Genomic DNA, 19047 nt, shown 5'->3' on the forward strand with positions numbered 1-19047 from the left:
TCGAAAAAATCAGGAACCTTCCTGCAAGGTTTAGAAAACCTTGTAGGTATGCAGAGAAAGGAGTCTTCGGAAGAATCGTTTTCAACTCGAAGGAAAAAGACCTACAAGGTCTTGGAGACCTTGCAGGACAAGCATGAACAAGTGAAAACTTTCGAAAACAGGCAGAATTGAAAAAAATAATTTTAAAAGGGCACAGGCTTCGAAAAAATCAGGAACCTTCCTGCAAGGTTTAGAAAACCTTGTAGGTATGCAGAGAAAGGAGTCTTCGGAAGAATCTTTTTCAACTCGAAGGAAAAAGACCTACAAGGTCTTGGAGACCTTGCAGGACAAGAGTAAACAACTGAAAGGTTGAGAAAACTGGCAGAATTGAAAAAATTAATTTTAAAAGGGTACAGGCTTCGAAAAAGGTAGGAACCTTCTTGCAAGGTTTAGAAAACCTTGTAGGTTTGAGGAGAAACGTGCACAGGAATGATTGGATTAGTCTTTAATAGACTCCTTGAAAGATAATAATTAATATAGAGCTCATCTTGAAACTTGAAGTTTTAAATAAAGATTTTTATTACCACATCTATAATCGCGGCATTAATAGAGAAGTAATCTTTGAGACTGATGAGAATAAGCGCTATTTCCTTTTATTGTATAAGAAATATTTGTCTGATTTAATTTCCACTTTTGCTTACTGTTTAATGGATAATCATTTTCACTTTTTAATTAGAATTGATAGTGACCCAAAGAAAGTTACCCAGGCATTGAGCAATTTATTGAACGCTTACGCAAAAGCTTTTAATAAGCAACAAAACAGAACCGGCAGTCTTTTTGAAAAGCATTTCAAACGAATTAGATTAACTGATGAAAATTATCTACGTCGATTAATACTTTACATTCATCTGAATCCGAAAAATCATTTGGGAATTGACTTTGAAAACTTTAAATTCTCATCTTATCCAGCTTACTTTTCAGACAAACAAAGTGTGGTTAAAAGAAATGAGATAATTAATTTATTCGATGATCTCCAAAACTTTAGAAAAGTTCATAGAAATTCTAATTTTGAATTGGAAGAAAAATATAGTTTGGAATAAAAAGGCCAGGGCTGATTCAGAAGGGAAACCGAAAATAAACAGTAGCAATATCTGCAAGGTTTATAAAACATTGTGGGTATAAATAAAAAATATAATCGCCTTCAAGAAAAAGACCTACAAGGTCTTGGAGACCTTGCAGGACAAGAGATAACGGCTGAAAGATTTGAAAAGATTGACAGCCCGAAAAAAAATTATAAAAAGAAACAGGCTTCGAAAAGGTCAGAAACCCTCCTGCAAGGTTTAGAAAACCTTGTAGGTATGCAGAAAAACGAGTCTCCGGAAGAATCGTTTTCAATTTGAAGAAAATAGACCTACAAGGTCTTGGAGACCTTGCAGGATAAGAGATAACGGTTAAAGGAGTTGAAAAGATTAACAGCACGAAAAGAAATTATAAAAAGGAACAGGCTTCGAAAATGTCAGGAACCTTCCCGCAAGGTTTAGAAAACCTTGTAGGTATGCGAAGAAACGAGTCTCGGGAAGGATCGCTCTCGTTTTTAAAAAACCAAGACCTACAAGGTCCTGGAGACCTTGCAGGACAAGAGATAACGGCTGAAAGATTTGAAAAGATTGACAGCCCGAAAAAAAATTATAAAAACAAACAGGCTTCGAAAATGTCAGGAACCTCCTGCAAGGTTTAGAAAAACCTTGTAGGTTTGAGATATCTACGAACCCAGAGAAGTAAGCGTAAAGCAAAAAAGGACCTGAAAGGATTTAAAGGCCTTTCAGAATAAACCAAAATTCGATATGATTAAAAACGATCTTTTTTTAAAAGCTTTAAAAGGCGAAAGCGTAGAACGTCCGCCGGTATGGATGATGCGTCAGGCAGGAAGGTATCTTCCCGATTTTATGAAGTTGAAGGAAAAATATGATTTCTTCACCCGCTGCCGCACTCCCGAGCTGGCTACCGAAATCACCGTGATGCCCATTCATCAGGTAGGGACCGATGCTGCTATTTTGTTCAGCGATATATTGGTGGTGCCTCAGGCGATGAACATCGAGGTAGAGATGAAACCTGGCGTAGGTCCCTGGTTGCCCAACCCAATTAGATCTCAAAAAGACGTGGATAGTGTGATCGTACCCGATGTGGAAGAAACTTTAGGATACGTACTCGAAGCGGTTAAGATGACCAAAAAAGAACTGAATGACGAGGTTCCTCTAATTGGTTTTGCCGGTTCTCCCTGGACGATTCTTTGTTATGCCGTGCAGGGGCAGGGTTCCAAAAACTTTGATATCGCAAAAAAATTCTGTTTTACCAATCCATTGGCGGCGCATCAATTGCTTCAGAAAATTACCGATACCACCATTGCCTATCTCAAAGCAAAAGTGGCAGCAGGAGTTGATGCCGTTCAAATTTTTGATTCCTGGGGAGGAATGCTAAGCCCTACCGATTATGAGGAATTTTCCTGGAAATATATTCAGCAAATCATCGATGCCTTAAAAGATGAGATCCCGGTGATCGCCTTCGGGAAAGGTTGCTGGTTTGCATTACATACAATGGCAAGATCGGGCGCTTCGGCACTGGGAGTAGACTGGACTATAACCGCACGAAATGCGCGGTACCTCAGCGGCGGACAAATCACCCTGCAAGGGAATTTTGACCCTGCGAGGCTATATTCGCCACCTTCAGAAATAAAGAAAATGGTGAAGCAAATGATAGACGAATTCGGGAAAGATCGCTATATCGTAAACCTTGGTCACGGGATTTTACCAGATATTCCGGTAGAAAATGCGATCGCCTTTGTGGAAGCGGTGAAAGAATACAATTAAAATGTCTGTTTGGAGCAGGCTTAGAGATATGAGTCCGCGGGAATTGTTTGAACTTTCCCGCGTATGCTTCAAACAACCCAAATTTATTTATCCCACATTTCAGGCCACCCGGGAGAGCCTTAAATTATGTGATAATGCCTTCGGAAAAGCCCATCACGGGAACAATCCCACAAATGCTTTCAGGCACGCTTACTGGAATTATTTAATCGCTAAAAAATGTTTTGCAATTTGCAATTCAGAAGAAACCGCGATAAGCTGGGCAAAACGCATCACCGATTTACACGAAGAGCTGGCACCAAATGCCCCGCTTGAAAGAGCCGTAGATTTGCATAATAATGAAATAGGCCGGCAGGTTTTTTTGAATCAGAAATCCGGAGGTTTGGAAGTGCTAAAATTAATGATGAACGATGCGGTAAAAGTTGAAAGTCTGGCAGAGGTTGTTAACTTTCCCAATAATATGATTTATACTGAAGACGACAAATGAGAGAGAGATTTTATCAATATATAGAGAATCTACAGGATCGAATTACCAAAAAACTTGAAGAGGTTGACGGCGAAGCCAAATTTCAACAGGATCTTTGGGAACGCCCCGAAGGCGGTGGAGGCCGCACCCGGGTGATTCAGAACGGAAAGGTTTTTGAAAAAGGCGGAGTAAATATTTCGGCTGTTCACGGCCCGCTTCCCGCTGCAATGCAATCGTATTTCAAGGTTGGGGATGTAGATTTTTTCGCCTGCGGGCTTAGCCTGGTACTACATCCTAAAAATCCGATGGTTCCCACGGTTCACGCCAATTGGCGGTATTTTGAAATGTACGATAAGAGCGGCCAGGTAATCGACCAATGGTTTGGGGGTGGGCAGGATCTCACGCCTTACTATTTGTTTGAGGAAGATGCCCGGCATTTTCATCAAATTTCAAAACAGGCCTGCGACAAACACGATTCAGAATTTTATGCGGAATACAAAAAAAAATGCGATGAGTATTTTTGGAATGCCCACAGAGACGAGGCCCGGGGAGTGGGCGGATTGTTTTTCGATTATTTAAAGGCATCGGAAAGCAGGAGCATCGAAGATTGGTATAATTTCGTTACCGAAGTTGGTGACAGTTTCCTTGAAGCCTATGTGCCGATAGTTGAAAGGAGGAAAAATTTATCTTATTCCAAAGCGCAACGCAACTGGCAGGAGATTAGACGGGGAAGGTACGTGGAATTCAATCTGGTTCACGATAAAGGTACCCTGTTTGGCCTTAAAACCAACGGGAGAATTGAGAGCATTTTGATGAGCCTGCCACCCCACGTACAGTGGGTTTACGACCACCAACCCGAACCCGGAAGCGAAGAAGAAAAATTATTGGAGGTGTTAAAAAAACCGAAGGAATGGGTTTGATTTAAGATTTCGCTCCGCTGACTAAAAACAAATCTTTCTACTATAAATATTTCGCCTCTACGAGGCTTTTGAAAAAATCTAAAAATTATTCCGGTGGTGAAATAATTTATAAACTCTTATCTTTTATTCCATCGGTAAAGTTAGCTCCGTAGGAGAGGTATATTTATAGCGAATAATTCAAAATTTAGAATAGGAGCCTCGTAGAGAATCCTCAATACTGATTACTAAATACTAAAAATATGTATCCATTAAACCGAAACCGCCGTCTTAGAACTTCTGAAGCTATTCGTAGCCTTGTACGGGAAACTGCTATTACGCCTAATGATTTTCTGGTGCCTTTATTTATTGTAGAAGGTAAAAATATAAAGGAAGAAATCAATTCTATGCCCGGTTATTACAGGTTCAGCCTGGATTTACTCAAAAAGGAGGTGAAGGAACTTTGGAAAATGGGTCTAAAATCGGTCTTGCTTTTTGTAAAGGTTCCCGAAGATTTAAAAGATAATGCCGGTACCGAAGCTTTGAATGCCGAAGGTTTAATGCAACGCGCCATTAAAACCGTAAAAGATGCAGTTCCCGAAATGCTGGTGATGACCGATGTTGCCCTTGACCCCTACTCGATTTATGGGCACGATGGAGTTGTTGCTGAAGGTAAAGTAATAAACGATGACACTACGGCAATTCTTTCTGAAATGGCCCTCTCACACGCCCGTGCCGGTGCCGATTTTGTTGCGCCCAGCGATATGATGGATGGACGTATTTTCGAAATTCGAAGTTTGTTGGAAGATGAAGGCTTTCACGATACCGGAATTATGAGCTATAGTGCCAAATATGCTTCAGCCTTTTATGGGCCCTTCAGGGATGCTTTAGATTCGGCGCCGGTAGATGCTAAAGATATTCCGAAGAATAAAAAAACCTACCAAATGGACCCGGCCAACCGGGATGAAGCAATTCGCGAAACCTTGATGGATATCGATGAAGGAGCCGATATCGTGATGGTAAAACCGGGCTTATGTTATCTTGACATAGTACGTGACATTAAAAACGTAGTAAATGTACCAGTGGCAGTGTACCAGGTAAGCGGCGAATATGCAATGATCAAAGCCGCTGCCGAAAAGGGCTGGCTGGAGCAGGATGCGGTAATCCTCGAGCAACTTACCGCCATTAAAAGAGCTGGCGCCAATATGATCGCGAGCTATTTTGCCAAAGATGCGGTAAAATTGATCTCTTAGGCGCGTAATTTGATAATGGTATTTTCAGAAAAAAATTTTTGAACTTGAAAAAGCAGGATTTTAACTTCAAAATACTCTTTATAATATGGGCTTTGCTGGCAGTTTTTGGCCAGCAGAGCTTTGCTTTTTCATCGCCTCAGTTTATTCAGGATGAACCCGATCGCTCCTATTTCCAGACAGAGCAAAATTTCGACGGAATTCTCCTAAGAGAATTTTCCGTTGAATTTTCCCGAGGAAACTCTGAAACATCTTCAGAATACAACACTTCTGGTACCTGGGGGAATTTTACTTTTAGGCTAAACACTTTTTTTGGAAAACAGGCAAAACCTGTTTTCTATCTTCCCGATCACAGGGCGAATATTCATCAGCAAATCTTTCCTTTTCATTTTTTCTGGTGAAGCAGGGCGTTATTTCTAAAAATTTAGAAATGATATGCTGAAGCTTCAGCAATAGCGCACATAATATTCACTTGAAAAAATTAAAAAAATGGATACAGCTTCAACCATTATTGGTTTGGGACTCTTATTGGCATTTATTGGTCCCATAGGACTGCTCATCATAAAAGAGCAAAAAAAACAACATAAAAATTTAGATAAATTAATACAACTAAGCCGGCAATATCAAATTCAGCCCGGTGAAACCGAATACTCCAATAGCTTGATGCTGGGATTGGACAGGCCGGCCAAAAAGTTGCTCGTGGTAGAACCAAAAAATAACCATCAGCATCGTGTTATCGACTTAAGCCAGGTTAAATTCTCAAAAATAAAGCTGCAGGATTTTCCGCATAAAAAAGGAAAAATCAATCAGGTGAGTCTGGAATTATTTTCAGATTCAGGCACCGCGAAAACAGGAGAAATTTTATTTTACGATGAAGATGATAATGAAAACACCGATCCCGAAAACCGGCTTCTTATTGCCCGAAAATGGGAAAGGCTGGTGAATTCTGCGATCTAAATCGCATCGATTAATAAGAAAAGGCCCGGAAAATTAGCAGTTCTTTCGGGCCTTTATAATTTCTTTTTAATATTATCGAAGGAGATTGTCTAAATTAGTCTAACGAACCAGTTTTAAAATTTTATGGGCTTACTCATTTTATATGCCGTGCTTTCCATCTTTTTCTCTTTTATGTGTTCCATTTTGGAAGCGGCCTTATTGAGTTTTACGCCTTCTTTCATCAAGATGAAGAAAAAAGAAGGCAAATCTTATGCTAAAGATCTATTGCACTTAAAACAGGATATCGATAAACCTCTTATCGCAATTCTCACGGTGAATACCGTAGCACATACGGTGGGCGCAATAATGGTGGGGGTACAGGCCGAAAAAGCTTTTGGCGATGGCACTAATGCGGTGGGGATAGTTTCGGCGGTGATGACTTTGGCTATCCTAATTTTGTCTGAGATCATTCCAAAAACCATTGGGGCCACCTACTGGAAAAGCCTTGGAAGTTTTACGGCAACTTCGCTTAAATTAATGATTTTTCCATTAAAATATACCGGAATTCTTTGGCTTATGATGCTTACTACAAAACTAATTGGTAAATCGGCACACGTAACGACCATTAGCAAAGAAGAGTTTGCCGCCATTACCGACGCCGCCGAAGAGGAGGGGGTATTTGAAGAAAGCGAAACCACGGTAATCAAGAATTTACTGGTGTTTAAATCGGTAGAAGCCAAGGATATTATGACCCCTTTTTCGGTTGCTGTGATAGAAGATGAAGAAACCAGTATTGAAGATTTTCACAACACCCACCGAAATTTAAAATTCTCAAGAATTCCCGTGTATAAAGATCACTCCCATAACATCACGGGATTCATACTTAAAGATGATGTTTTGGAAGAGATGATAGACGGGGAAGGTCCCGAACCTCTTACTAAAATTAAACGGGACATTTTTATGACGCCTTCAGACACTCCTATTCCCGAACTATTTGAAAAGTTTGTGCAGCAAAGAGCCCATATTACCCTGGTTGTTGATGAATATGGTTATAGTCTTGGTTTAGTCACTATGGAAGATATTATTGAGACCCTGCTGGGGCTTGAAATAATGGACGAAAGCGACAGTGTGGAAGATATGCAACTGCTGGCCCGAAAAAACTGGGAAAAGCGCGCAAAACGCCTGGGATTGATAAAACAGGATATAAGCAGCAACAATGAACACGAAAATATCGACAGCCCAGCTAAAGACTCCCCTGGGGATAGCGAAGATAAGCGGGAATGAGCAGGGAATTTCAGAAATAAAAATTCTTGATGAAGCTGAAGATACCTCAGCAGCTGTTCCCGATTTTTTGCAGAATGCAATAGACCAGCTTCAGGAGTATTTTGCCGGGGAACGCAAACATTTTGAGTTAAAACTCAATGCGAAAGGCAGCGAATTTCAGCAAAAAGTTTGGCAGGAACTGCTTAAAGTCCCCTTCGGGAAAACCTGCAGCTACCTCGAACTGGCGAAACGGGTGGGCGATGTTAATGCAATTCGGGCAGTAGCGGCTGCCAATGGCAAAAATCCCCTTTGGGTGGTGGTTCCCTGCCATAGAGTTATTGGCAGTAATGGAGAATTAACAGGATACGCCGGGGGTTTACACCGCAAAAAGTGGTTGCTTAACCACGAATCTCCCCATCCGCAACAGGATTTGTTTTCCTGAAAATTGGGAGGGTACTTTTAGCATAAGCAGGAATTTAGGAAAATGTGAACTAAAATTTAAGCTTTCCAAATTTTGAAAATCCCTACATTTAAAGTTCAAAAGATGTAGATGAAGTTATTAAAGATTCTGGGATACGTGTTTGGGCTTATTGGCCTTCTGCTACTTTTCCTTGTTGTTTTCGATTATGATTATTTATTGAGAGGCGTGAGATTAACCTACTTAAAGGGATATACCACGGCCTATATCTCAGATTATCACAGCTTCGACAATCGAATAATTGAGGCGGGGGACCAGGCCTGGGAATGGCCAAAAACCACAGATTATAATGAGATTCCCCCTACCCCTGAATTTGACGAACTCAACAAAAAACTCAATACTGTTGCCTTTCTTATTATCAAAAATGACAGTCTTTGGTATGAGCAGTATTTCGATGAATATACCCCGGCCATTCGTTCCAATTCCTTTTCGATGGCTAAAAGCATAACCGTAGCCCTTTTGGGCAAAGCGATTATGGAGGGGCATATCGAAAGCCTGGACCAACCCGTAGCCGATTTCTATCCTCAATTTTCAGAAAAATTAAAAGTAGGAGATTTGGCTTCTATGGCTTCAGGGCTTAATTGGAAAGAAGATTATTATAATCCTTTTGGACAAACGGCCCGCGCCTATTACGGTAATGATATTTCAAAACTTATAATGGAGCTGGAGGTAATTGAAGAGCCTGGGGAGCAGTTTAAATATTTAAGTGGAAATACCCAATTATTGGGAATGATTATAAGCAAAGCTACAGGCAAAAGTCTATCGCAATATCTTAGCGAGAGTTTCTGGAAACCTATGGGGATGCAAAGCAACGCGTTTTGGCAGTTGGATAGTGAAAATTCCGGAATGGAGAAGGCTTACTGCTGTATTGCCTCTAATGCCCGGGATTTTGCCCGCTTCGGAAAATTGTTTAAAAACAACGGCATCTGGGAAGATAAAAGGCTTCTGAGTGCCGATTTGGTGTCCACTTTTACCCGACCAAGATTTGAGGAAAGTCCGCAGTATGGCTATGGCTTCTGGCTTAGCGATTATATGGACAAAGAAATTTTTTATATGCGGGGCATTCTGGGACAATATGTTATTGCAATTCCCGAAGACGATCTTATAATAGTTAGGTTGGGGAAAAAACTTATAAAGAAGCAGGAAGGAGAAGAACATTCCCCCGATTTTTTCAGGTATATCGATGAGACCTATAAAATGCTGGAAAATGGTAGACAAACTCAAACTTGAAAACATCCTCTTCCTGGATATTGAAAGCGTGCCGCAGTTTGGTGAACACGCTATGCTCGATGAAGAAACCAAAACGCTTTGGGAACAAAAAACCCAGTACCAGAGAAGAGACGAAATTTCGGCTGAAGATTTTTATGAAAGAGCCGGTATTTGGGCCGAATTTGGAAAGATCGTATGCCTCTCGGCAGGTTATTTCCATTTTAAAGGGGAAGCCCGAAGTTTTAGAATCACCAGTTTCCAGGGGCCTGAAAAAGAATTGCTGGAAAAATTCAGCAAACTTCTGGCTGAACATTTTTCTGCAGCACGACATTTGCTTTGTGCTCATAATGGCAAAGAATTCGATTTTCCGTTTATCGCCCGGCGAATGATTATACACGGAATTAAACTTCCCGAGAAATTAAATCTATTCGGAAGACGACCCTGGGAAGTACCCCACCTCGATACGATGGAACTCTGGAAATTTGGCGACCACAAGCACTTTACTTCCCTGAAACTGCTTACCCACGTTTTAGGAATTCCCTCCCCAAAAGATGATATAAGCGGAGCCGATGTTTGCCGGGTGTATTATAAAGACAACGACCTACCCAGAATCGTGGAGTACTGTGAAAAAGATGTAATCGCCATTGCCCAGGTATTGCTTCGGTTACGACAGGAAGCACTGCTCACTCCCGAAGAGATAATTAGCGTTTAAATAAGCTGAGCTCCCTCATATTTCGCTAAACTTCAGTTAATTCCACCCCGAAGGCAATTCAGAAATTTGTAACTTTAAGTTGACTTCGGAAATGTTAAACATTTTCCGGGTTAATTTTTAACCAATTAAAACCTGAATTATGTATCTATATGTAGAGATGTGGAATGTCACTCCAAAATGGATGAAACTTTCAAAAGAAGAGCGCCGTAAGGTCTTTGAGGCAATGGAAGCCAGGATCACCGAGATGAAAAATCGCGGGGTTGAAAACCTGGGTTGGGCGCGAAATGATGAGCTCACTCCGTATCGAAGCGATTACCGTTATTTTACCATTTGGAAGATGCCTTCGATGGAAGACGTTAAAAGTCTGGAAGAAAATTTAAAACAGGCCGGCTGGTATAAATATTTCTCTCAGGCTAACTCGAGAGGCGAAATGATAAACCGCGACCGGGCAATCGACTTTCTGGTAAATTTAGAAGAAACCTCAACTTCGATGTTGGATACCTGATATAGAAAAGGCTGTCTAAACTTAATATTTCAGCAAAGCAGGGAATTATTTTAGAGCTATACTTCCAGGCTTCGTTTTATTAATTTTAGACAGCCTCTATTTTATAATTGCATTTCGGGGATTTCGCCCTCGATGATCAGTTCCCCTTCGGTAGCTTTTTTAATTTCTTCTACCGTAACTCCCGGGGCTCTTTCCAGAAGCTTAAAGCCGTTTTCGGTTACCTCTAACACAGCCAGATTGGTCACCACTTTGGTTACGCAACCCACTCCCGTGAGCGGCAGGGTACAGCGTTTGAGCAATTTTGATTCCCCGGCCTTGTTGGTGTGCATCATTGCCACGATGATATTTTCTGCACTGGCCACAAGGTCCATCGCGCCGCCCATACCTTTAACCATTTTCCCCGGAATTTTCCAGTTGGCAATATCACCATTTTCGGCTACTTCCATTGCTCCCAAAATGGTAAGATCTACGTGTTGGCCGCGAATCATTCCAAAACTCATCGCCGAATCAAAGAAACTGGCTCCCGGCAGTGCCGTAATGGTTTGTTTTCCTGCGTTTATAAGGTCTGGATCTTCTTCACCTTCAAAAGGAAAAGGTCCCATTCCCAGAATTCCATTTTCGCTTTGAAATTCAACATCTATATCGTCTCTCACAAAATTGGCTACCAGGGTAGGAATTCCTATTCCCAGGTTAACGTAATACCCGTCTTTAACTTCTTTTGCTATGCGTTGTGCTATTCCGTTTTTATCTAACATGATTTAATTTGAAGATTATCAATTTGAAGATTTGAGAATTATTTGATTTAATTTGAAAATTATCAATTTGAAGATTTGAAAATTAAACCACTATTCCTTCCCTTTCTTCTTACTTGAACTTATAATTTTGGAGGTAATGCGAATTATGCTTTGAAGATCTGAAAAATATTTAGGATTTGGATCGGGATAATGAGGAGAAGCCTTACAGAGCTTAAGCCAATAATTAGTTTCATCTGCCTCCTTTGCCGCTATTTTGAACTTGTGAATGAAATCTGCAGGACTTTCAGCATTTTGCGCTTCATTAATATTTGCGCCTATTGAAGTGCCACTCTTGAAAAGTTGAGTGGCCATTTCATATTTATGAAGAGACCTCAATTTTTCAGAAAAATCAATTGCATCGAGTGCAAATTGAAAAGACAGATTCACGACCAAATTATCCTTATCATCCCTCATTTTCAAATTATCAAATTTTCAAATTACTTTTCGCGTACAGTTCTCTGTTCAATTCTTTTCTCGTAGTTTTTTCCTTCGAAAATTCGCTGCACGAAAATTCCCGGAATATGAATTTGATTGGGATCGAGTTCGCCCGGTTCTACCAGTTCTTCCACTTCAGCCACGGTTATGCTGGCTGAACCACACATCACCGGATTAAAATTACGGGCCGTGCCTTTAAAAATAAGGTTACCGGCTTTATCGCCTTTCCAGGCTTTTACAAAGGCAAAATCGGCTTTAAAAGCTCTTTCGAGCACGTACATTTTGCCGTCAAAATCCCGGGTTTCTTTGTTGAGAGCTACTTCGGTACCGTAACCCGCTGGCGTGTAGATGGCCGGGAATCCCTGTTGAGCCGCCTGGCATCGAGCCGCAAGCGTTCCCTGCGGAATTAGCTCTACATCAAGCTCGCCGCTTAGCATTTGCCTTTCGAATTCTTCGTTCTCCCCTACATAGGAAGAAACCATTTTCTTGATTTGTTTTTTGTGAAGTAAGAGTCCCAGCCCAAAGTCATCAACGCCCGCATTATTGGAAATACAGGTAAGATCCTTGATATTGAGTTTTACCAGTTCTGAAATGGCATTTTCAGGAATTCCACTCAGGCCGAATCCGCCTAACATGAATGTCATTCCATCCTTTACCCCCTCCAGGGCCTGCTGAACATTATCTACGTTTTTTCGAATCATCGGTTAAAATTTTACCGAAAAATACGAAAATATAAAGCCCGTTACAATGCAAAAACCGGGATAAATTATGATTTTCTAAATTATCCCGGTTTATTTTACGAAAAATTAAAAATCCAGCTCATCCGGCACCCCTTCATCGTAACTTCTGTTTCTTCGGGCGTACTCACTGCAGTTGGTTTCAATACTCAAATTTTCAGGTCTTGGAAAATCGTCGTCAGATACATCTAAATCTTTATCGGCATAAAGCTCTTTCATATAAATTCCCCAAATGGGTAATGCCATAGTAGCTCCCTGACCATAGGTTAATGTCGGGAAGTGAACTGCACGGTCTTCGGCTCCCACCCAAACTCCGGTAACCAGGTTGGGCACCATCCCCATAAACCAGCCATCACTTTGATTCTGTGTGGTTCCGGTCTTTCCGGCAATAGGGTTTTTAAAGTCATAGGGATAACCTGTAACTCCGCGCTTATAATGTTCCTGGTTGCCTGCCCAGGTTCCCCGCAAGCGAATTCCCGATCCAGATTGGGTAACCCCTTCCATCAAATTTACGGTAACATAGGCTGCTTCCTTGCTCAAAACATCACGGGTTTCAGGAATATGCTGGTAAAGAACGGTTCCGTTTTTATCTTCAATTCGGTTTACGACTACGGGCTTAACATATACTCCTTCGTTGGCGAAGGTGCTGTAGGCAGAAACCATTTCATATAAACTCATATCGGCCGTTCCCAGGGCGATAGAAGGTACTTCGGGGATATTTTGAGTATCTACTCCCAGCTTTTTAAGCAAGTCGATTACAGGACCGGGGCCGGTTTTGTCGATAAGCCTGGCCGTAACTGTATTCACCGATTGCGCCAGGGCATTTTTAAGCGAAATCATTCCAGAGTAATTATTATCTGAATTCCGCGGAGCCCAGTCTTTTATGTTTCCAAATTTACCGGCTTCAATAGTAAACCTGTTTCTTGGCATAGTATCACAGGGCGAAAGTTTTAACTGGTCTATCGCAGTGGCATACACAAAAGGTTTAAAGGTAGACCCCACCTGTCGTTTTCCCTGTTTTACATGATCGTATTTAAAGTGCTTAAAATTGGTTCCTCCAACCCAGGCTTTAACCTCTCCGGTTTGCGGAGTCATAGACATAAGCCCTGCCTGCAGAAAACCTTTATAATAGAAAATCGAATCTTTTGGCGTCATCAGGGTATCTTTCACCCCTTCCCAGGTGAAAACCCGCATATTGGTTTCCTTATCAAAAGAAGCCAGGATTTCTTCCTGGTTTTTTCCCTGAGCTTCCATCTTTCTCCAACGATCAGATCGTTTCATCGCTGAATTGATGATCCTGGAAATTTCAGATTCATCTACATCTCTAAAGGGAGCGGTTTTTAAATTCTTGTTCTGCCGGTCAAATTCCTTCTGAAGATGGGAAATATGTTGATACACGGCATCTTCAGCATATTCCTGCATTTTGGAATCTATGGAGGTATAGATTTTTAATCCGTCGCGATAGATGTTGTAATCTTCACCATCAGGCTTGGGATTGTCTTTTATCCATTCTCTCATAAAGCCCTGAAGATATACCCTGAAGTAAGTAGCCATACCTTCATCGTGACCTTCGGGAGAAAAATCTATAGCTAAAGGTAATTGCTGAAGCGAATCTTTTTCCTGTTCAGAAATGTAGCCGTTCTTATACATTTGAACGAAAACCTGGTTTCTACGCTGTTTCACCAACTCGGGTCTTCTAACAGGATTGTAAAGTGCCGAATTCTTCAACATCGCCACCAGCACTGCGCTTTCTTCAATTTTAAGATCTTTTGCCTCCTTGCCAAAGTAAATTTTTGCCGCCGAACGTATCCCCACCGCCTGGTAAACAAAATCATACTTATTGAAGTACATAGTAATAATCTCATCTTTGGTGTACTGACGCTCCAAACGGGTAGCGATAATCCATTCTTTCACTTTTTGCATCACCCGGGCAAAGGGGTTATTGGAAACCTGCTCGGTAAACAACAATTTTGAAAGCTGCTGGGTGATAGTACTGGCCCCACCACGCGTACCAAGGTAGATGGCGGCCCGAAGAGTACCTTTTGCATCAATTCCCGAGTGTTTATAGAAACGCTCATCTTCTGTAGCTACCAGTGCATCTACCAGATGATCGGGTAGATCTTCAAATTTAATGGGAGTTCGGTTTTCGCTGTAGTATTTTCCCAGGGTTTGGCCATCGGCCGAGAAAATTTCGGTAGCCAGGTTGGTTTCCGGGTTTTCCAGTTCTTCGAAAGTGGGCATTTTACCAAATGCGCCCCAACCGGCGAGTAAAAAAATGAAAATTACAGCTAATATTCCAAGCCCGAAAATGGTCCAAAAACCAAGTATATAGGAAGATTTAGATTTCGGGGCTTTTTTCTTTTTTTGAGGTGACTGGGCCATTTATAAGATCAAAGGTTATTCTTCTTTTATATTTTCTATTCTAAACCCAACATGGGTAATCCCTTCCAGGTTTTCTATTGCATCAACCTCGGCATTGCGCCGCATTGCCTGTCTTATGGAAACGCGATACTGGCCGGGTTCATCAAATTTCACATTCTGCTTAAACCAGAGTTTATTCTCCTTCACATCACCAAAACCCGTACCAAGCCAGCTGCCATCGGGATTGGTCATTTCATATTCAAGTGTATCGCTCAAAACCTTTCCCTGCGGAAATTGAATTTCGGTGATTAAAAATATATTGCTGAAGCGGTAATCGCTGTTATTTCGCAGGTTGATAAACAGGTTATAGTTTTTTAAACTGTCTATTTCTCCCAAATTAAATTCTACCAGCGAATCTTTATGCCAGCTGGTTTTGGAAATAGGTTTATATTCATCAAAAACACGATCTCTATCACAGGACAGGCCGGTTAAAATGAGAAGCAGAAAAATAAAAATGACCGGTTTAGGCATTTCTTGATGGTTTACCTCTACGTTTTTTTCTTTTTTTCGACTTATGCTTTTTGTGCTGGTGTTTTGGCTTATCGAAACGCGTTAAGCTATCCTGTCCCACCACATTATTGAAATCGGGCTTTTCTTCTTCAACGATCAATTCGCTTTCATATTCTTCCAGGCTGCCCACATCTTCTTTTTTCTTATTGGCAGCGATAATTGTATTGGCCTGCTCGGCAGTGATTTTGTGCCAGTTCATCCATTCCCCTTCATAGGCATACCAAAGCATTCCCTGGAAAATATCTATTTTCTGGCAAACCGCAGTCCCTTTCTTTGTATAGAGTTTAGTATCGGTTCTTGGAAAGGCTTTGAGTGCTTCAAGATAGGTGTCCAGCTCGTAATTTAAACAACACTTCAGCTTACCGCACTGGCCTGCCAGTTTTTGAGGATTCAGCGATAATTGCTGGTAGCGGGCCGCCGAGGTACTCACCGACCTGAAATCGGTAAGCCAGGTGGAACAACAAAGTTCCCTTCCGCAGGAGCCAATTCCGCCCAAACGGGAAGCTTCCTGGCGAAGGCCTATTTGCCGCATTTCGATTCTGGTGCTGAATTCGCGGGCAAATTCTTTGATCAATTGCCTGAAATCTACACGATCATCGGCCGTATAGTAAAAAGTGGCTTTCGAGGCGTCTCCCTGAAATTCCACATCGCTAATTTTCATACTCAAATTGAGCCTAATAGCAATCTCCCGGGCCCGAACCTTGATTTTTTCTTCCTTCTCCCTAACTTCCTGCCAAACATCGATATCTTTTTGAGAAGCTTTGCGGTATATTTTTAGGACTTCCTCACTATTGGGGGAAACCTTTTTCTTTTTCATTTGAATACGAACCAATTCGCCGGTAAGGCTTACCTGGCCCACATCGTGACCCGGAGAAGCTTCAACGGCCACTATATCGCCCATACTCAGGCTAAGATTTTCTGTATTTTTGAAGAAATGTTTACGACCGTTTTTAAATCGAACTTCAACGATATTAAAGGCCTCTACCCCACCGGGAAGCGACATATTCGAAAGCCAGTCAAAAACACTTAATTTATTACACCCATCGGTTCCACAGGTGCCGTTGTTCTTACATCCTTTTGGCTGACCATCTTTGGTCGAGCAACTGCTGCAAGCCATATATTGTATATATTGAAAATCCTGGCAGGCCAAAGCCCGCCGGATTTGAGGTTTATAATAGATTCTTAAAGGGTAAATATACCAATATAAATTGGCAATGGCAGTTTTAGAACGATTTCTTAGCTCTTATATTTTAATACTGCCGAACGCCCTTTCTTAAAAATTTTATTGCTGTTTCCCTTTCCTTTTCGCAAGGCTTTTTGCTCTTCATAAGGCAAAGCAGCAATTTCCTTACAATCTGTAGAACAGCAATTATTCATCTTTTCAGCACATTTCTCACACTGTATAAATAACAGGTGACAGGCTTCATTAGCACAATTTACGTGCGTATCGCAGGCTTCCCCACATTGGTGGCAATGCGCGATTACATCTTCAGAAATTCGCTCGGCCCTTCGGTGATCAAAAACGAAATTCTTTCCGATAAAAAGATTATCAAGCTTTTGGTTTTCAACCTGCCGGGCATATTCGATAATTCCGCCTTCAAGTTGATACACATTCTTAAAACCTTTATGCTTATAATAAGCACTGGCTTTTTCACAGCGTATACCGCCGGTGCAATACATCACCAAATTTTTATCTTCCTTATGTTCGCTTAGATCTTTCTCAATGATAGGCAGTGAATCTCTAAAAGTATCCACATCGGGGGTGATGGCATTTTTAAAATGACCAATTTCACTTTCATAATGATTGCGCATATCTACCAAAATCGTATTGGGATCGTTGATGAGGTCATTAAACTTTTTAGCATCAACATGTACCCCTTTATTGGTTACATCGAAGCTATCATCATTTAATCCGTCGGCTACAATTTTGTCACGCACCTTCACCTTTAACTTGAGAAAAGATTTTAGATCGTGCTCAATCGCGATATTGAGTCTAACATCTTTGAGGAAATAAATTCCGTCTAAAAAAGCTTTAAATTCATTAAACCGGGTTGCCGGCACCGAGAGCTGGGCATTAATACCTTCGTGAGCTACATAAATGCGGCCCAAAACCTGCATTTGATCCCAGGCGATAAACAGGTGATTTCTGAAAAGATGTGGATTCCCGATCTTTGCATACGCGTAGAAAGAAAGCGTAAGCCGGTCTTCTCCGGCTTCTTCGAGTAAAGCTTCTCTTTCTTTAGCGCTTAATTTATTGTACAGTTGCATGCTATACCAATTTTTTAAGGTTAAAGAAATTTTTTGCAAAGATAGGCTTTAATTCAGTTTACAAAAATTTCGGGTTTTCTGGTGTTTTTTGATTCTTGCTGAAGTTACTTTCCCAATAAATTCTATCTTTAAAAAACTATGCATCAGGCTTCAAAGCGATTCGGGTTTATTCTGAAAATGGCCGGGCTATAAAATTGGGATGCATTAAAACTTATACTATTTTAGCAACTCCAAAATTTTAAAATTTAGCAATGAGCAACGATAAAGAAAAAGAAGCAAAATTAAAGGCACTGAAGCTTACCCTCGACAAAATGGATAAAACCTACGGGAAAGGCACAGTGATGAAAATGAGCGACCAGGCCGTGCAGGATGTAGATTCAATCCCTACCGGATCTCTGGGTCTGGATTTAGCCCTGGGCGTAGGCGGGTACCCAAGAGGAAGAGTGATCGAAATTTACGGTCCAGAATCTTCAGGTAAAACCACGCTTACTTTACATGCCATTGCCGAAGCTCAGAAAAAAGGAGGCATCGCCGCATTTATCGATGCCGAGCACGCCTTCGACCGATTTTATGCTGAAAAACTAGGTGTTGATCTCGATAACCTCATCATCTCTCAACCCGACAACGGGGAGCAGGCGCTGGAAATCGCCGATAACCTTATTAGATCGGGAGCTATAGATATCATCGTGGTAGACTCGGTAGCGGCACTTACTCCTAAAAGTGAAATTGAAGGAGAAATGGGAGATTCTAAAATGGGACTTCACGCCAGGTTAATGTCTCAGGCTTTACGAAAGCTAACTTCTTCTATTAGTAAGACAAACTGTACTATGGTTTTCATCAACCAGCTACGCGAAAAAATCGGGGTGATGTTTGGAAATCCTGAAACCACCACCGGGGGTAACGCCTTAAAATTCTATGCCTCGGTTCGTTTGGATATTAGAAGATCAACTCAAATTAAAGACGCCAACAGCAACGTAACCGGAAACAAAACCAGGGTTAAGGTGGTTAAAAACAAAGTTGCTCCCCCATTTAAAACCGCCGAATTCGACATTATGTACGGGGAAGGAGTTTCAAAAATTGGTGAGATCATAGATATAGGAGTAGATTACGAAATCGTTAAAAAGAGTGGTTCCTGGTTTAGCTACGAAGACACCAAATTAGGACAGGGAAGAGATGCAGTAAAAACCCTGCTTCGCGACAACCCCGATCTTATGGAAGAACTCGAAGAAAAAATAAAGGAAGCCATTAAGGTAACAGCCGAATAATTAAATGGCCCCTCAGGAAGGGGCTATTTTTTTACATATTTCACGCAACCTTTTGATAC

At 41.3% G+C, this 19047-nt stretch carries 22 protein-coding genes; 15 read left to right on the plus strand and 7 right to left on the minus strand.

What is annotated here, in order from left to right; all coding sequences use genetic code 11:
* Positions 1–527: 527 nt before the first annotated feature.
* From ACW6QP_RS00585 to ACW6QP_RS00650, 14 genes are all read left to right on the plus strand, one after another.
* Positions 528–1079, plus strand: coding sequence for a transposase (locus ACW6QP_RS00585; protein WP_457908888.1), 552 nt, complete (start codon positions 528–530; stop codon positions 1077–1079).
* 72 nt (positions 1080–1151) lie between these two features.
* A complete protein-coding gene (locus tag ACW6QP_RS00590; protein WP_457908889.1) occupies positions 1152–1379 on the plus strand; it encodes a hypothetical protein in 228 nt (75 codons plus the stop codon).
* A 155-nt stretch (positions 1380–1534) separates the two neighbouring features.
* On the plus strand, positions 1535–1717 hold the full coding sequence (locus ACW6QP_RS00595; RefSeq protein ID WP_457908890.1) for a hypothetical protein: 183 nt from the start codon (positions 1535–1537) through the stop codon (positions 1715–1717).
* 106 nt (positions 1718–1823) lie between these two features.
* Complete coding sequence (hemE, locus tag ACW6QP_RS00600; RefSeq protein WP_457908891.1) at positions 1824–2846, plus strand: uroporphyrinogen decarboxylase; 1023 nt, start codon at positions 1824–1826, stop codon at positions 2844–2846.
* A 1-nt stretch (position 2847) separates the two neighbouring features.
* Positions 2848–3330 carry a DUF6973 domain-containing protein gene (locus tag ACW6QP_RS00605; RefSeq protein WP_457908892.1) on the plus strand — a complete coding sequence of 161 codons (483 nt, stop codon included), beginning with the start codon at positions 2848–2850 and terminating at the stop codon, positions 3328–3330.
* Positions 3327–4229 carry an oxygen-dependent coproporphyrinogen oxidase gene (gene hemF / locus ACW6QP_RS00610; RefSeq protein WP_457908893.1) on the plus strand — a complete coding sequence of 301 codons (903 nt, stop codon included), beginning with the start codon at positions 3327–3329 and terminating at the stop codon, positions 4227–4229. The genes ACW6QP_RS00605 and hemF overlap by 4 nt, the downstream gene beginning before the upstream one ends.
* 239 nt (positions 4230–4468) lie before the next feature.
* Positions 4469–5458 carry a porphobilinogen synthase gene (gene hemB, locus ACW6QP_RS00615; RefSeq protein WP_457908894.1) on the plus strand — a complete coding sequence of 330 codons (990 nt, stop codon included), beginning with the start codon at positions 4469–4471 and terminating at the stop codon, positions 5456–5458.
* Between the two features lie 44 nt (positions 5459–5502).
* Complete coding sequence (locus ACW6QP_RS00620; RefSeq protein ID WP_457908895.1) at positions 5503–5856, plus strand: hypothetical protein; 354 nt, start codon at positions 5503–5505, stop codon at positions 5854–5856.
* Between the two features lie 88 nt (positions 5857–5944).
* On the plus strand, positions 5945–6412 hold the full coding sequence (locus ACW6QP_RS00625; protein ID WP_457908896.1) for a hypothetical protein: 468 nt from the start codon (positions 5945–5947) through the stop codon (positions 6410–6412).
* Positions 6413–6535: 123 nt separating this feature from the next.
* Positions 6536–7675 carry a CNNM domain-containing protein gene (locus ACW6QP_RS00630; RefSeq protein ID WP_457908897.1) on the plus strand — a complete coding sequence of 380 codons (1140 nt, stop codon included), beginning with the start codon at positions 6536–6538 and terminating at the stop codon, positions 7673–7675.
* The gene (locus ACW6QP_RS00635) at positions 7608–8096 is read left to right on the plus strand and encodes a methylated-DNA--[protein]-cysteine S-methyltransferase (RefSeq protein WP_457908898.1); all 489 of its coding nucleotides are present in this window, start codon (positions 7608–7610) and stop codon (positions 8094–8096) included. Before ACW6QP_RS00630 ends, ACW6QP_RS00635 begins: the two co-directional genes overlap by 68 nt.
* 108 nt (positions 8097–8204) lie before the next feature.
* Positions 8205–9362 (plus strand): serine hydrolase domain-containing protein, encoded by a 1158-nt coding sequence (locus ACW6QP_RS00640; RefSeq protein ID WP_457908899.1) that lies wholly within the window; start codon positions 8205–8207, stop codon positions 9360–9362.
* Complete coding sequence (locus ACW6QP_RS00645; protein WP_457908900.1) at positions 9340–10053, plus strand: 3'-5' exonuclease; 714 nt, start codon at positions 9340–9342, stop codon at positions 10051–10053. The genes ACW6QP_RS00640 and ACW6QP_RS00645 overlap by 23 nt, the downstream gene beginning before the upstream one ends.
* A 139-nt stretch (positions 10054–10192) precedes the next feature.
* A complete protein-coding gene (locus ACW6QP_RS00650) occupies positions 10193–10558 on the plus strand; it encodes a DUF6616 family protein (protein ID WP_457908901.1) in 366 nt (121 codons plus the stop codon).
* 101 nt (positions 10559–10659) lie between these two features.
* On the opposite strand, the gene ACW6QP_RS00655 is transcribed toward ACW6QP_RS00650, so the two are convergent.
* From ACW6QP_RS00655 to trhO, 7 genes are all read right to left on the minus strand, one after another.
* Positions 10660–11313, minus strand: a complete 654-nt coding sequence (locus ACW6QP_RS00655; protein ID WP_457908902.1) for a CoA transferase subunit B — start codon at positions 11311–11313, stop codon at positions 10660–10662.
* Between the two features lie 90 nt (positions 11314–11403).
* Complete coding sequence (locus tag ACW6QP_RS00660) at positions 11404–11766, minus strand: four helix bundle protein (RefSeq protein WP_457908903.1); 363 nt, start codon at positions 11764–11766, stop codon at positions 11404–11406.
* 23 nt (positions 11767–11789) lie between these two features.
* Positions 11790–12488: a CoA transferase subunit A gene (locus tag ACW6QP_RS00665; RefSeq protein ID WP_457908904.1), complete on the minus strand. Its 699-nt coding sequence runs from the start codon at positions 12486–12488 to the stop codon at positions 11790–11792.
* A gap of 105 nt (positions 12489–12593) precedes the next feature.
* Complete coding sequence (locus ACW6QP_RS00670; protein ID WP_457908905.1) at positions 12594–14906, minus strand: penicillin-binding protein 1A; 2313 nt, start codon at positions 14904–14906, stop codon at positions 12594–12596.
* Positions 14907–14921: 15 nt separating this feature from the next.
* Positions 14922–15416 carry a gliding motility lipoprotein GldH gene (locus ACW6QP_RS00675; RefSeq protein WP_457908906.1) on the minus strand — a complete coding sequence of 165 codons (495 nt, stop codon included), beginning with the start codon at positions 15414–15416 and terminating at the stop codon, positions 14922–14924.
* Complete coding sequence (locus ACW6QP_RS00680; protein ID WP_457908907.1) at positions 15409–16572, minus strand: PSP1 domain-containing protein; 1164 nt, start codon at positions 16570–16572, stop codon at positions 15409–15411. The genes ACW6QP_RS00675 and ACW6QP_RS00680 overlap by 8 nt, the downstream gene beginning before the upstream one ends.
* Before the next feature lie 119 nt (positions 16573–16691).
* Complete coding sequence (trhO, locus tag ACW6QP_RS00685) at positions 16692–17723, minus strand: oxygen-dependent tRNA uridine(34) hydroxylase TrhO (RefSeq protein WP_457908908.1); 1032 nt, start codon at positions 17721–17723, stop codon at positions 16692–16694.
* 251 nt (positions 17724–17974) lie between these two features.
* Between trhO and recA the strand changes: the two genes are divergently transcribed.
* Complete coding sequence (gene recA / locus ACW6QP_RS00690) at positions 17975–18988, plus strand: recombinase RecA (protein WP_457908909.1); 1014 nt, start codon at positions 17975–17977, stop codon at positions 18986–18988.
* The last annotated feature ends 59 nt before the right edge of the window (positions 18989–19047 follow it).

It is taken from the genome of Salegentibacter haimaensis, assembly GCF_054121495.1.

Excerpts from the sequence above, each read along its gene's own strand:
- ACW6QP_RS00595 (WP_457908890.1), top strand. The coding sequence starts at position 1,535 with ATGCGAAGAAACGAGTCTCGGGAAGGATCGCTCTCGTTTTTAAAAAAC.
- hemE (WP_457908891.1), top strand. The coding sequence starts at position 1,824 with ATGATTAAAAACGATCTTTTTTTAAAAGCTTTAAAAGGCGAAAGCGTA.
- ACW6QP_RS00605 (WP_457908892.1), top strand. The coding sequence starts at position 2,848 with ATGTCTGTTTGGAGCAGGCTTAGAGATATGAGTCCGCGGGAATTGTTT.
- hemF (WP_457908893.1), top strand. The coding sequence starts at position 3,327 with ATGAGAGAGAGATTTTATCAATATATAGAGAATCTACAGGATCGAATT.
- hemB (WP_457908894.1), top strand. The coding sequence starts at position 4,469 with ATGTATCCATTAAACCGAAACCGCCGTCTTAGAACTTCTGAAGCTATT.
- ACW6QP_RS00625 (WP_457908896.1), top strand. The coding sequence starts at position 5,945 with ATGGATACAGCTTCAACCATTATTGGTTTGGGACTCTTATTGGCATTT.
- ACW6QP_RS00630 (WP_457908897.1), top strand. The coding sequence starts at position 6,536 with ATGGGCTTACTCATTTTATATGCCGTGCTTTCCATCTTTTTCTCTTTT.
- ACW6QP_RS00635 (WP_457908898.1), top strand. The coding sequence starts at position 7,608 with ATGAACACGAAAATATCGACAGCCCAGCTAAAGACTCCCCTGGGGATA.
- ACW6QP_RS00640 (WP_457908899.1), top strand. The coding sequence starts at position 8,205 with ATGAAGTTATTAAAGATTCTGGGATACGTGTTTGGGCTTATTGGCCTT.
- ACW6QP_RS00645 (WP_457908900.1), top strand. The coding sequence starts at position 9,340 with ATGGTAGACAAACTCAAACTTGAAAACATCCTCTTCCTGGATATTGAA.
- ACW6QP_RS00650 (WP_457908901.1), top strand. The coding sequence starts at position 10,193 with ATGTATCTATATGTAGAGATGTGGAATGTCACTCCAAAATGGATGAAA.
- ACW6QP_RS00655 (WP_457908902.1), bottom strand. The coding sequence starts at position 11,313 with ATGTTAGATAAAAACGGAATAGCACAACGCATAGCAAAAGAAGTTAAA.
- ACW6QP_RS00660 (WP_457908903.1), bottom strand. The coding sequence starts at position 11,766 with ATGAGGGATGATAAGGATAATTTGGTCGTGAATCTGTCTTTTCAATTT.
- ACW6QP_RS00665 (WP_457908904.1), bottom strand. The coding sequence starts at position 12,488 with ATGATTCGAAAAAACGTAGATAATGTTCAGCAGGCCCTGGAGGGGGTA.
- ACW6QP_RS00670 (WP_457908905.1), bottom strand. The coding sequence starts at position 14,906 with ATGGCCCAGTCACCTCAAAAAAAGAAAAAAGCCCCGAAATCTAAATCT.
- ACW6QP_RS00675 (WP_457908906.1), bottom strand. The coding sequence starts at position 15,416 with ATGCCTAAACCGGTCATTTTTATTTTTCTGCTTCTCATTTTAACCGGC.
- ACW6QP_RS00680 (WP_457908907.1), bottom strand. The coding sequence starts at position 16,572 with ATGGCTTGCAGCAGTTGCTCGACCAAAGATGGTCAGCCAAAAGGATGT.
- trhO (WP_457908908.1), bottom strand. The coding sequence starts at position 17,723 with ATGCAACTGTACAATAAATTAAGCGCTAAAGAAAGAGAAGCTTTACTC.
- recA (WP_457908909.1), top strand. The coding sequence starts at position 17,975 with ATGAGCAACGATAAAGAAAAAGAAGCAAAATTAAAGGCACTGAAGCTT.